The 13,484-nt window shown below is 46.0% G+C and carries 8 protein-coding genes; 1 reads left to right on the top strand and 7 read right to left on the bottom strand.

Features of this window, described 5'->3' with window-relative positions:
- The first annotated feature begins 141 nt into the window (after window positions 1-141).
- A complete protein-coding gene (locus tag AC1DYT_RS08650; RefSeq protein ID WP_477469223.1) occupies window positions 142-1,509 on the top strand; it encodes an MATE family efflux transporter in 1,368 nt (455 codons plus the stop codon).
- A gap of 94 nt (window positions 1,510-1,603) precedes the next feature.
- Here the strand turns inward: AC1DYT_RS08650 and AC1DYT_RS08645 are convergent, their stop codons facing one another.
- From AC1DYT_RS08645 to AC1DYT_RS08615, 7 genes are all read right to left on the bottom strand, one after another.
- On the bottom strand, window positions 1,604-1,984 hold the full coding sequence (locus tag AC1DYT_RS08645) for a GxxExxY protein (protein WP_477469222.1): 381 nt from the start codon (window positions 1,982-1,984) through the stop codon (window positions 1,604-1,606).
- 105 nt (window positions 1,985-2,089) lie between these two features.
- Window positions 2,090-2,992 carry a histone deacetylase family protein gene (locus AC1DYT_RS08640; RefSeq protein WP_477469221.1) on the bottom strand — a complete coding sequence of 301 codons (903 nt, stop codon included), beginning with the start codon at window positions 2,990-2,992 and terminating at the stop codon, window positions 2,090-2,092.
- Between the two features lie 8 nt (window positions 2,993-3,000).
- Complete coding sequence (locus AC1DYT_RS08635) at window positions 3,001-3,855, bottom strand: bestrophin family protein (RefSeq protein ID WP_477469220.1); 855 nt, start codon at window positions 3,853-3,855, stop codon at window positions 3,001-3,003.
- Window positions 3,856-3,861: 6 nt separating this feature from the next.
- Window positions 3,862-5,148, bottom strand: a complete 1,287-nt coding sequence (kynU, locus tag AC1DYT_RS08630) for a kynureninase (RefSeq protein WP_477469219.1) — start codon at window positions 5,146-5,148, stop codon at window positions 3,862-3,864.
- Between the two features lie 551 nt (window positions 5,149-5,699).
- Window positions 5,700-8,105, bottom strand: a complete 2,406-nt coding sequence (locus AC1DYT_RS08625) for an ABC transporter permease (RefSeq protein ID WP_477469218.1) — start codon at window positions 8,103-8,105, stop codon at window positions 5,700-5,702.
- A gap of 157 nt (window positions 8,106-8,262) precedes the next feature.
- The gene (locus AC1DYT_RS08620; RefSeq protein ID WP_477469217.1) at window positions 8,263-10,764 is read right to left on the bottom strand and encodes an ABC transporter permease; all 2,502 of its coding nucleotides are present in this window, start codon (window positions 10,762-10,764) and stop codon (window positions 8,263-8,265) included.
- A 133-nt stretch (window positions 10,765-10,897) separates the two neighbouring features.
- Entirely contained in the window at window positions 10,898-13,372 is a 2,475-nt protein-coding gene (locus tag AC1DYT_RS08615) for an ABC transporter permease (protein ID WP_477469216.1), read from the bottom strand.
- Window positions 13,373-13,484 lie beyond the last annotated feature (112 nt).

Genomic DNA, 13,484 nt, shown 5'->3' with positions numbered 1-13,484 from the left:
TACCCTGCACGATGACCGCCCGCCGTGTGGGGTGCCGAAATAAATTCGGCATGACGGTTGGGGTATATTACCCTATGCCAACTTCTTTCCGCAACTATCGTTCCGCATCATTAAACTCATTACTTTTGCAGCCCATTAGTAATGAAAGCCACCTACCTCAAATACAAGCACTACTATAAGGATAGCCTCAGACTGGCTATCCCGGTTGTTATATCGCAACTCGGCCATACGCTGGTGCAGGTATCTGATTCTGTTATCGTAGGGCATTTTGCGGGCACTACAGCCCTTGCGGCTGTATCGTTGGTGAGTAGCCTGTTTTTGGTACCGCTGGTAATAGGTATCGGCATTAGCTATGGCGTAACCCCGCTCATTGCGCAAAACAATGGCCGTGGCAATTATAAAGAATGCAGCAAGCTGCTATCCAATAGTTTGTTGTTAAATGTAATTGCCGCCGTGATTTTATTTTGCGCGATTTATTTCGGCGTTGTGGCTTTTATTGATAAGCTGCACCAATCTCCTTCGGTGGTGGCACAAGCCAAGCCTTTCCTGTTCTTGCTGAGCCTCTCGCTTATCCCCCTCATGATTTTCAGCACCTTTAAGCAATTTGCCGAAGGGCTTGGTTTCACTAAACAGGCCATGATGGTTTCCATTTGGGGCAACGTGCTCAACATTTGCCTTGGCATTACCTTTGTAAAAGGTTTGTTTGGCATCCCTCCTATGGGCATACGTGGCGTTGGGCTTAGCACGCTTATCGATCGCTCGGTTATGGCGATTGTAATGGCCTTTTACGTACTGCGCTCCCCTATCTTCCGCAAATACCTGCAGGATTTTGCTATCCGAAACGTCGACCGCATACGCGGGCTGCAAATACTAAAAATCGGCGCGCCGGTAGCATTGCAATACACCTTTGAGGTGAGCGCTTTCGGCGCTGCAGCGATATTAATCGGCATGATAGGCCCCATACCGCAGGCAGCGCACCAGGTAGCTATCAGTTTGGCGGCAATTACTTACATGATGGCCAGCGGCATTTCCTCGGCAGCGGCCATCCGGTCGGGCAATTATTTCGGCTCCGGCGATCATCATAACCTGCGGCTTTCGGCTATATCTAATTACCACATCGTTATCGTTTTCATGAGTTGCACAGCCATTATATTTACGCTGTTCAACCATGTTTTACCGTATATTTATACTACAGATAACAGCGTTATAGCCATTGCAGAACAGTTACTTATCGTTGCGGCATTCTTCCAGCTGTTTGATGGCACGCAGGTGGTTGGCCTTGGCGTGTTACGCGGCATCGGCGATGTAAATATCCCTACGGTAATCACATTTGTATCGTACTGGATTATCGGCTTGCCAATCGGCTACCTGTTGGGCATACATCTTGGCCTTGGCGTTACCGGCGTTTGGTATGGGCTGGTCTGCGGTTTAATGTCGGCCTCAGTGATGCTGTTCCTGCGTTTTCAGCGGATAAGTAAAAGGAATAAATTGAAGGTAGTAATAAATTAGGCAGGCGCGACTCATCGTGGCAATTTTAACCACAAAGACCACAAAGATTTTCACAAAGTACACCAAGGTATTGTACGCTTACTAAATTTGCCAGTTAGATAATACCGTTTATTACTCTTCTTATCCCGTCTTTAAGTCTTACTGTATTAAAATTCATTAAAAGTCCCAACTTATAGCTGCCAAGTTTCAAATAAGTTAAAGTTTGGGCCAGGTGGATATCATTAATTGCTTCAACGCTTTTCAATTCCAAAACAAGTTTATTTTCTACAAGCAAATCTATCCTGTACCCACAATCCAACTTTACCTCTTCGAATATAACCGGCATCGGTTTTTCTTTTTCAACGTAAAAACCAGCTTTGAACAATTTATAATATAAACATTCCTTATATGCGCTCTCTAACAATCCCGGACCTAATACGCTGTGTACTTCTAAAGCGATACCTAAAACTCTGTTAGACAACTCATTCTCGTTCATATAGTTCGAATATATTTAGTTTTTATCTTAATATCAATCACGCAAATCTTTGCGCCCTTTGTGAAAATCTTTGTGCCCTTTGTGGTAAAAATAGAACTCGTAACCTCAACAATACAATTCATCCGCCACCCTAAACGTATTGCAATGTGCATCTACGATATCTTTTATATCAGGCGAGTAGCCGCCGCCCATGCTTACCTGCACCGGGATTTCAAGGGTTTTGCATAGCGATAATACAATGCGGTCGCGCGCTTTACAGCCTTCTTTGGTTAAAGACAGCTTGCCCAACTTATCAGATGCTAAAACATCTACGCCTGACAGGTAAAAGATAAAATCAGGTCGCTGCTGCTCTATTAAGTCTGGTAGGGTGTTTTTTAGTATTGAAAGATACGCTGCATCGCCAATGCCATCATCAAGCGGCATATCCAGGTCCGAATGTTCTTTTCTGAAGGGAAAGTTCTTGTCGCCATGCATCGAAAATGTAAATACACGCGGCTCATGCTCAAATATTTGCGCGGTGCCGTTGCCCTGGTGTACATCTAAATCGATGATTAAGATGGATTTGCATAAGTTATTGGATAATAAATAATTAGCAGCGATGGCCTGGTCGTTCAGCAGGCAAAACCCTTCACCCCAATTGCTGCCGGCGTGGTGCGTACCCCCTGCTACGTTAAAGGCTATGCCATGCTCAAAGGCGTAATGGCATCCGTCGATAGTGCCCTGTGCTATCCGTAGCTCGCGTTCAACTAATTGAGTGGTTAACGGGAAGCCGATGCGGCGTTGTTCTCTAGGCGGAAGGGTTAAATCGCGAAGTTGTTCCCAATACGCCTTATCGTGGGTAATTAATACGGTTGGCTCATCCAAAATAGCGGGCGTGAAGAGGCTCTCCCCGCCTATCAGGCCCTCATGTAAAAGCTGTTCGGGTATCAGCTCATATTTCAGCATCGGGAACCTGTGCCCCAGCGGCAACGGATGCGCGTATAAGGGACTGTAAGCTATCCTGAGCATATGAGCGGTTAGGCAAATATCTCGCCTACGTGTTTATCAATGTTTTCGCAAATACTATCTATTGGCAAATCGTTGGCATCGAAACCAAATGGGTCTTCTATTTCCTCGGCAATAAGCTCGATACTGGCGAATACGAAGAGGATAAACCCGATGATAGGCATGATGAAGTACTTAAGATCGAACGCCCAGGCAAAGGGCAGCGTCATGATATAGGTGAAGATGAATTTTTTGATAAACACGCTATAGGAGAACGGTATGGGCGTTTTCCTGATGCGTTCACAGGCTCCACAATTATCTGTAAATGAGGTTATTTCGGCAGTTATGCTCATTAATTGCTCCGGGTTTATCTGCCCGGCTTTGTTAAGCCGGTAAACTTCGGCAATGATGGCCGATGCTACCTGGTTGGGTACATGTTTGCTGGGGTCGATGCGGATATGGCTCTGCTCCTCGGCCTGGTAAATATCGCGCAGGTGGTCGCGCAGGCTGCGGGAGTAGAACGGTATAGCGAACCTGAAGAAGGCAAAGTCCTGCTCGTTAACCAGGTGCCTCAGCTTAATGGCCAGGTTGCGGCTGTTGTTTACCATGCWGCCCCATATTTTGCGGCCCTCCCACCAGCGGTCGTAAGCGGAGTTAATGCGGAAGGCCAGCAGCAACGAAAACACAAAGCCGATGGTTTGATGGATGTAGATAACCTTGTGCAGGATGCTGGTTTCGGGCAGGTGCCAGAAATCTATCAGCAAAAAAGTTACCGCACCGGCATACAAACTTACGCACACCATCAGTGGGAAAAGCTCGCGTAGCGTATCGGCCCTGCTGAAACGGAATATCAGCGAGAACCATTGCTTTGGATTATAATATATCATCTGGTATTATTTAATAGCTGTAAGGGCTTCAAAAAGGCATTCTGCAGCCTTGTGTACATCGGCAAAGGTGTTGTAAAGCGGCACAGGGCTTAGGCGTATTACGTCGGGCTCGCGCCAATCTCCTATCACGCCCCTATCCGCCAGGTAATTGAACGTGGCCCTGGCGCGGTTGGTACATACTACCGAAAGCTGGCAGCCGCGTTCATTTTTATTTTTAGGGGTGATAATACTGTAAGCATCATAACCTACCCGTTGATTGAGATCATTTATTAAGAATTCGAGGTAGCCGGTAAGCAGTTCGCTCTTCGCGCGGAGCATTTGCAGCCCACCTGCTTGCTCAAATATATCCAGCGAGGCCTTGTGTAAAGCCATCAGCATAATAGGCGCTGTACTTACGTTCCAGCCCTCTGCACCCACTTCGGGCTGAAAGCCGGGGGCCATCAGGAAGCGTTTATCCTGCCGGTAGCCCCACCAGCCGGCAAAGCGGTTAAGCGTGGTATCGGTATGATGCTTTTGGTGCACGAAAGCACCACTGATACCGCCCGGCCCCGAGTTCATGTACTTGTACGAGCACCAGCAGGCAAAATCTGCACCCCATTGATGCAATTGCAGCGGCACGTTGCCCGCAGCATGCGCCAGATCGAAGCCGGCGTATGCCCCTGCTTGATGTGCGGCTTTGGTGATTGCTTCGATATCGAAGAACTGGCCCGTATAGTAATTTATGCCGCTGAACATCACCAAAGCCAGTTCATCGGCGTTATCTTTTATTTGTTGGAGGATATCTTCGGTACGCAAAGTGAGCTCTCCCTCGCGCGGCGCAACTTCTATTACCGCATCTGCCTGCGCAAAGCCATGGAACCTTACCTGGCTCTCAATAGCGTACTGGTCTGAGGGGAATGCCCCCGCCTCCATTAATATTTTATACCGCTTATTGCTTGGTTTATAGAAACTTACCAGCAATAAATGAAGGTTTACTGTAAGCGAGTTCATTACCGTAACCTCCACCGGGTTGGCGCCTAAAATACCAGCGAGCGTGGGGATGAGTTGCTTATGATAGCTTAGCCAGGGGGCGTTGCCCATAAACCAGCCTTCCACGGCATTATCTTCCCAGGCATCAAGCTGGGTTTGGATATAATGCTTAGCCGTCCGTGGCTGCAAACCCAATGAATTGCCGCATAGGTACACCGCATCGCTTCCATGATGTTTGGGAATGAGGAACTGTTGGCGAAACTGCTTCAGCCCATCTTGCTCATCCATTTGCGCCGCGTGTGCCACTGTGTTTTGGTAAATCATCAGCCAATTATAGTAAAAAGATGGACAGGAATCACACGAATTAAATTGAAATATTCGGATTAAAGTAGAGTTTTCACGGAAAAACGCGGAAGGATCCGCTGGTGACCGCAGCCTTGCAAGCATGCAGATTACAACCGAAATCAGTCACTTTAGTGTTCCACTTTGTACTGCAAAGGGTTTCATTTATTTTTTGATAATTTACCATAATATTTTAATAATAAGAATATTGTATTGTTTATCTAAACAAATTGTACTGTTTCGCTTGTTTTTCTAACTATTTGATTATCAATAAAAAAGCATTTTGAGTGTGTCACACTCGCAAACCGAAACGACACAGTGGGTGTATAGGGTAAAAATCCGGTTATTGGTTTACTTGGAATTACAAAAACAACCTAAAAAGTATCATCGCAACCCCGCTAATAATTAATTTACGTGGTTGAGGTTATGTTGCAAACCGTCGGACATGGGCGGCCAGGCATTGGCATCGCTGGCCCAAAGTTTATACTGCGTGTTGGTTACGAAGTCCCCGACTAATGAATCATCAACTATCCCTACTCACTCCCCAAAGCCTTTACAGGGTTGGCCAACGCCGCCTTTATCGATTGATAGCCAACGGTAATAAATGTAATAAGCAAAGCCGAAGCAGCTGATATCACGAATACCCACCATTTAATATCTATACGGTAAGCAAAGTTTTGCAGGTATTGGCTCATGGCAAACCAGGCGATGGGCGATGCTATAACTACAGCGATAACTATTAGCTTTAAAAAATCAACCGTAAGCAACGAAGTAATATTAGCTACTGATGCGCCTAACACCTTGCGGATGCCGATTTCTTTGGTGCGTTGCATCGTTAATAGCGATATAAGGCCCAGCAAGCCAAGGCAGCTGATGAAGATGGCAATCAGCGCGCTGGAGCGGATGAGTTTATTGATCAATTCTTCCTTCTGATAGAAATCGTTTATCTGCTCATCCTGGAAACGGTACTCAAAAACATTTTCCGGGTACGCCTGCTGCCAGTTTCGCTTGATGCATTCGATAGTAGCCGATACGTTTTGCGACCCTATCTTTACCGCCGCAAAACGGTATTCTTTACGTATGGCACAAATGGATTCGGGCTGAATTTCGCTGTAAAACGATTTGTTGTGAAAATCCTTCATCACACCGACTATAATGCCGGGGTTGCCGGTGAGGCCGCCTGCAACGAATTTATGCCCGAGTACAGCATCCGGACTTTTCAGGCCAAGCTTTTGTACCATCGTTTCGTTTACGATATACTCGCTTGCGGTATCGGCTTCCATAATGTTTCGGCCGGCGATTAACTTAACACCAAAAGTTTTAACAAAATCTGCATCGCCTACGATGGTGTAGCCGGTGAAATTTTCCCAGTTGCGGTTATCGTATTTTACCGAGCCGCCGTTGTTCTGTATCGAGGCAGCGGGCCTGTCGCAATAGGTTATGCTTTTTATATTGGGCTGTGCCATCAATTGGTTGCGCAGGTAGTCGGTTTTGCTTTTTGCAGCGTCGGGGACGGGCATTACAATTACGGCTTCCTTGTTGAAACCCAAATCTGCAGATTTAAGGAACTTTACCTGCATGGTTATCAATATAGTACCGATGATAAGCACCTGCGCCACCACGTTCTGGAACACGATGAGCCCTTTGCGGCCGAAGCTTGAGGATTGTGCACTATCGTTAACCTGGTTCTTCAAAGCATTCACCGGCTTAAAGCGGCTCAATATCATTGCAGGATATGAACCCGCTGCGAGTATTACTATCACCAATAAGAGGCCTACGAAAAGCGTCAATTGCCCATCGCGAAGAAAATTAATACTCAATTGGGTTTGTAGCCACGTGTTCAATACAGGCAAAAACAGCCAGGTCCAAACAACAGCTAGTAATGCGGCAACAAGAACGATTGCTGCCGTCTCTGTTATAAACTGGATAAATATGGCCCCTGGCGTGCTGCCCAGCACTTTGCGGGTGCCAATTTCTTTGGCGCGTTTAAAGCTTTGTGCCGTAGCCATATTGATAAAGTTTACGCACGCAATCACCAGCAGCATCAACCCTACAATGCCCAGTGTAACCAAGAACGACCGCTGGATCACGCCCGTATATCGGCCATCAAAATGCACCTCGCTCAGTGACTGCAGCAAAAACGTAAAGGCCGATTGCGTATCGCCCATATCGGGCTTACTCATATTTTTGATATCGCGTTCTACCGTTTGGGCAGATGCGCCATCAGCCAGCAATAGAAATATGCTGTTGCGCGAATCGATATACCCCCAGTTGTTGAGCCACTCCTTCGCGTCATCGGGATGGATGTTTTTTAGGGAAGCCAGCGACAGGAAGATATCCGTCTTGATATCTGTATTAGCGGGATGGTCGGCCACTACGCCGGTAATTTGGAAAGTGTTCTTGCTATCCAGGCGCAAGGATTTGCCTACAACATCCTGGCTGCCGAAATATTTTTGGGCAATGTTATGGCTTAATACAACCGTATTGGGTTCGTTAAGTGCCGTGCTTTTATTGCCCTGCTCCCATTGGTAATCGAAAAGGTTAAAAAAATGCGGATCGGTAAGTGACGCAATATCGTTCTCTGCAAAGAGCTTGTTACCGCCATCTGCTTGCGGAATGGCTATCGTAACCTTCCGTAGCCGGTTCATCACCGCAACATCTTTTACCTGGGGTATCTTAGCTTTAGCGTTGGTAGCCAACGCTATCGAATTACCCGATTCGTACACCACGCTGCCATCGCCAACCCTTAGTTCTGTTACCGCCCGGTATATTTGTTTAGCATCGTGATGGTAAGTATCGAAACTTAAGTGATAGCTAATGAACTGGAACAGGATAATGCTACAGCCAATGCCCAGCGAGAGACCGAAAATATTGATTGCCGCGTATAACTTATGCCGCGCCAAAGCACGCAGAGCCAGTTTAAAGTAGTTTTTGATCATGTGATTGCAGCTTGGCTAAAAGCCGACTGTTACCGCACAATATCAACACAATACACACAAAAACCTAAGCATTTAACATTCGTTAACAGCCCCCTCTAAATCTCCCCCGGAAGGGGAGACTTTTAAGTCCTCCCTTCCGGGGAGGGTTGGGTGGGGCTTATTCTGACCTCAAACTCTTCACCGGGTTAGCAATTGCAGCCTTCACGGTATGGTAACTTACTGCGATAACGGCCGTGAGTATTGCTATAAGGGCTGCCGATGCAAATAGCAGCCAATCGGGTTTTATGCGGTAAGCAAAATTATCAAGCCATTGGTGCACCAGGTAATAAGCAACGGGCGCGGCAACAGCAAACGAGCACAGCGCCAGTATAAAGGTGCCCCTGTTAAGCAACAAAAACAGGTTGGCCACCGATGCGCCCAAAACCTTACGGATCCCGATCTCCTTTGTGCGGTTGATGGTACTTAAGCCCGATAGCCCGAACAGCCCCAGGCAGGCGATGATGATTGCAATTACACAAGAAGCTGTAATGGTGAACATCCAGTTAAGGTAGGCTTCGTAGCTTTTTGCCACGTCGTCATCTAAAAATGTATAAGTAAACGGCAGGTTGCCGGTAGCCTCATCCCATGTTGCCTTTATCTTATCCATCGTTTTAGGGATACTTTGCCCCGCCTTTATCTTAAGCCAATACAAATAAATAGGGCCGGCGTTAACGGTATGATATGCAGGTTCGATTTTTTTGGTAAGGTCATCGGTATGGTAATCTTTGCTAACCCCTATTATTATGCCGCCCATCGTCTCGTTAATCTGGTTTAAAGGGGGCTTGCCGAGCATTTTATAAAGCATTTCGTTCACGATAATGGTATGACGTGCCGAGGAACCCTGATGTGTTTTTTGCGGATCCGGAACAATATATTTACTACTGTCTGTAGTGATATCTCTGGAGAAATTTCTGCCGGCTACAATGGGGATTTTGTTAAAATCAAGATAGCTGTAATCCGCATTAAGTTGCTGCACCATCGTTTTTTCGCCATTAATAAAAAAGTTACTCCTGTTGTGTGCCCCAAAAGCGAACGATGTGCCTGTAGCCGCCTCAATTTCGGCTTCGGTTTCGGCAAAGTGGTAAATTCGCCCTTTTAAGGCATCTGCTTTTTGTTTATCCTTCCAGCCGTAAGGGTTTTGTAAAAGCAGCACCTGGTCTTTATCAAAGCCCATACTGGTTTCGTTTATAAACCGCATTTGCTTATTAACGGCCATGGCAGAGATAACCAATATGATGCAAATGGTAAATTGTAGTATGACCAGGCTTTTAGACAGTACCGGGTTAATGCGATAGGCAGAAAACCCGCGCATAATATTTAATGGTTTTAAACCCGACATAGCCAACGCCGGGTAAATACCCGCCAACAGACCCAAAACAAGAGCGAAAACGAATAGCATAATTCCGATATCGCCAAAAGAGAAAAAAGAGATTGACAAGTCGGTACCAGTAAGCCGCCCAAAGAAGGGTAGCGCCGTAACTGCTATTAACAAGCCGACCAACGCTGCGATAAAAGCGAGCAGTTGCGTTTCGATGTAGTATTTTAGGATGATTTGCTTCCGGTTAGCCCCAATTGTTTTGCGTATGCCGATATCCTGCGAGCGCGAAAGGGCGCTGGTGAGCGTCAATAACACATAATTTAAGCATGCTATCAGCAATATAATTACAGCAAGCGTACTTAGCTGGTACACGTTCTTCAGATTTGTATAGTGCCCCCATCCGGGGCTCTGATTGTAGTGTGCCTGGTTAAAAGGCCTCAAAAGTAAGCTTGTAGTCACGAGCGGACTTTTAGGATCAAGCGCTTGTATAGATTTATTGAAGGCACTGTAGTATTGCTTAGAAAACGCAATTAATTTTGATTTGAACTTGTCAGCATCAACATTCTCTTTCAATTTAACAACAAGCCGCATGCTTGATGAGTTTAACCCTTCTGTAAGCCGTTGTTTGTATTCCGGTTCAGATTCCAGCGGGATAACCATGTCAAACTGGAAGCTGGAATTTGCAGGGAAGTTTTTGGCCACACCGGCAACTGTATATAAAGTACTATCCATATTGGGCAAGGCGAATACCTGGCCAACTGCATCATCCTTACCAAAATATTTTTCGGCCAGTTTTTGGCTGATCACAACTTTATTATGCCCCTGCAAAACGCTTTGAGGGTTGCCATGCAGCAAGGGGAAGTTAAACACCTCAAAAAAATCGGCATCTGCATAAGTAAGATGGTCGCTTTTCTCTTTAAAGTTTTGGTTACCTATGTGTATCACCTGGTCGCCTATGCCGTACAGGCGCACAGCGTGCTCAATTTCCGGGAAGTTCTTTTTAAGATCTACGGCCAACACGGGCGGAGTTGCCAGCTGTTTTATTTGCTCGGCATCGCGCATTAAAAACGAAAAGAAATTCTTGTTACCGCCCAACCCTGCCGTATCATTGTCAGATACCTCTACCCTAAATAACCGATTTTCGTCGTTGTGAAAATTATCAAATGAGCGTTCGTTTTTTACATACAAAAAAATCAAAATACAAAATGCGCTTGCAACGCCTAGGCCTATCAAATTTATAGTGGTGTACAAGCGGTTTCTGAAAAGATTTCTGAAAGCTAATTTTAGGTTGGCACTAAGCATAGTTTATGTTTTTTGTTTTTAACGTTTTTTTGGCGATTCCACCGATTGGCTCAGATTACACCGATTTATTTCTGATTAATTTAAGCCTTCCATCATCTGCACATCTGAAATTTGCACATCTGCATATCCGAGTTTATTCGCTCCTCAAACTCCTAACGGGGTTTGCTATAGCCGCTTTTACGGTTTGGAAGCTCAACGTAAACAACGCCGCTACCAGCATGCCGCCGCCGCTAAGGGCAAATATCCACCAACTAATGGCGGTACGGTCGGCAAAATCCTCCATCCATTTCTGCATGGCGTACCAGGCCAATGGCGTTACCAGCACAAATGCCAGTACAATGAGCCATATCAGCTCGGTTGATAGCAGCGTAACAATCTGCGCTACCGATGCGCCTAATACTTTGCGTACGCCAATCTCTTTGGTGCGCTGGCTGGTGGTATAAATGGCTAGCCCCAGCAAGCCCAGGCAACTGATGAAAATGGATAGCCCGGTTGCCCAGGTGAGCAATTGCGAGGTGTGCTGCTCGGCGGTATAAAATTTGGCAATATCCTCGTCATAAAATGAGTATTCAAAATCGTCCTCGGGGTAAACTTCCTTCCATATTTTCTCGAAACTCGCTATTGCGGTTTTCCATTCGGTACCGCCCGCAGTTTGTGGTTTAAGCGCAATATGGAAAGTGCGGTTATTCCACTTTCTGTTCCCGGGCTGCAGGATAGCAAGTGGTTTTATAGGTGAATGAAGCGATTTCTGATAAAAATCTGCAGTTACGCCCACAATTGTTTTCTGCTTATCGTTATAATTCAGTTGTTTGCCAATAGCGTCATTAGGGTTACGGAACCCTAAAACTTTAGCATAAGTATCATTAATGACAATATTCCCCGCACCCGTTGTGTCCGCAGGGCGCAGGTTACGACCCGCCAGCAATTTTATCCGATAAACATTCAGGTAGTTCTCATCGGCAAACTTCTGTTGCAGGTCGGTTTTTACTTCTTTTTTGCCATCCTTATAAGTAACTGTGGTAGAGTTTGTATTGCCCGATGATGGCGGCGCCCCTCCTATGCTCATCAATTCTATCTGCGAAACTGCGCGGATCTTATTCATAAACACCTGCTGCTTATCGGTATTTATTTGTTTGAATGGCGTGCTGATGTTTACGATAGCGTCCTTTTTAAAGCCAAGGTCTTTATGCAAAGCGTAGTATATCTGCTTGCTTACCAATAGGGTAGCCATAATAAAGAACTGGGCTATAACAAACTGCGTAACCGTTAATGATTTGCGCAGCCAGGCATTGCGCGATTTACTGCTATTGGTTGCCGACTGGTTCTTGAGCACCGTAACCGGTTTATAGCCCGATAACACCAGAGCCGGGTAAAAACCCGACAGGCCGCTCACCAATAAGGTCAGCAATATTAAAAATACCACCAGATTTGGTTGGGCTAGTACATTTACGGTTATCCCTTCGGGGATGAAATCTGCAAAGAGTTTCAGTATAACCGGTGCTATAGCAACAGAGATGATGACGGCGAACATCGTTATCAAAAATGTTTCGCTTAAAAACTGCATAATCAGCTGGCCGCGCCTGCTGCCCATGGTTTTGCGTATGCCTATCTCTTTGGCGCGTTGCGAGGCCTGTGCTGTGGTAAGGTTTATAAAGTTGATGCAACCTAATATCAGCAGGAAGGCGGCGATAACTAGTAGGCCATATAAAGTTGTTTTGCTGGCGGTGCGTACGCCGTCTAAACCTCCGTACAACTGATCGAAGTGGATATCGCTGATGGGTTGCAAGTGCAGACCTTGCGTGTTGCCTTTATCTTCGGGTTTGGGCGGGTTATGCTTGGCCAGCATGGCGTTCAGCTGTTTTTCTATTTTTGCGGGCGATGCTGTAGGCAAAAGTTTGATAAACAGCTGCGATGCCGAGTTGGTGTTCCCCCATTCTGCCGTTTCGAAATTGCCTTTTATGAAGTGGTCGGTGGTGCCGGTGATAAAGGAAATGTAATCGTGTGCTTTAAAATCGGTGTTCTGCGTAAACGGTTCTATGATGCCCGTAACGGTTGTTTTCAGCGAATCGTCGTAAATAACTTGCTTGCCCAGCATGTCGGCATACTCCAGCTTAGGGAAGTATATTTTGGCTTGTTTTGTTGTAAGCACAACCGTATTAGGCTCTCTGAGGGCATTTTTTTTATTACCCGCCACCCATGTATGATCGAAAAGATCGAAATAATGCTCATCGGCAAATATAACACCACCCTGTTTCTTGAATTTCCCGTCTGAGTTGGAGCCGTTTGGCACCTGTACGTTCACCTCCTGATAAATATAAAACGGAGCTACCTGCTCAATACCGGTGGCTTCAGCATCGAGGGCCGGTGCAAGGGCCATGGTTACCCCGCCATTATGGCCAACCTCTCCCGCAAAGGAATAATCGGTGGTAACGCGGCATATCCGGTCGCTGTCCTTATGGAACTTATCGAAGGTAAAATCAAAATGCACGATGAGGTATATTACCAGAGCTGCACTGATACCTATCGACAAGCCAACGATGTTGATGAAGGTAAACAGCTTATGCCTGCGGAACCCTCTTAATGCGATTTTGAAATAGTTTTTTATCATAATTTTTTAGTCATTGTGTCATTTTGCTTCGCGTCATTGGGTCATTCCAAATTTGTTAAGCCAGGTAAATCATACTATTTCAATGACTCAATGGCTAATGACCCAATGACCA

This window comes from Mucilaginibacter sp. P1_D10 (assembly GCF_056406215.1).
The sequence above is the reverse complement of the archived record's forward strand: the minus strand, read 5'-3'. Positions and strand labels throughout refer to the sequence as shown.

Bases quoted from the DNA above. Each gene is read 5' to 3' on its own strand.
- AC1DYT_RS08615 (WP_477469216.1), bottom strand. From the start codon at position 13,372: ATGATAAAAAACTATTTCAAAATCGCATTAAGAGGGTTCCGCAGGCAT.
- AC1DYT_RS08645 (WP_477469222.1), bottom strand. From the start codon at position 1,984: ATGAACGAGAATGAGTTGTCTAACAGAGTTTTAGGTATCGCTTTAGAA.
- kynU (WP_477469219.1), bottom strand. From the start codon at position 5,148: ATGATTTACCAAAACACAGTGGCACACGCGGCGCAAATGGATGAGCAA.
- AC1DYT_RS08625 (WP_477469218.1), bottom strand. From the start codon at position 8,105: ATGATCAAAAACTACTTTAAACTGGCTCTGCGTGCTTTGGCGCGGCAT.
- AC1DYT_RS08620 (WP_477469217.1), bottom strand. From the start codon at position 10,764: ATGCTTAGTGCCAACCTAAAATTAGCTTTCAGAAATCTTTTCAGAAAC.
- AC1DYT_RS08650 (WP_477469223.1), top strand. From the start codon at position 142: ATGAAAGCCACCTACCTCAAATACAAGCACTACTATAAGGATAGCCTC.
- AC1DYT_RS08640 (WP_477469221.1), bottom strand. From the start codon at position 2,992: ATGCTCAGGATAGCTTACAGTCCCTTATACGCGCATCCGTTGCCGCTG.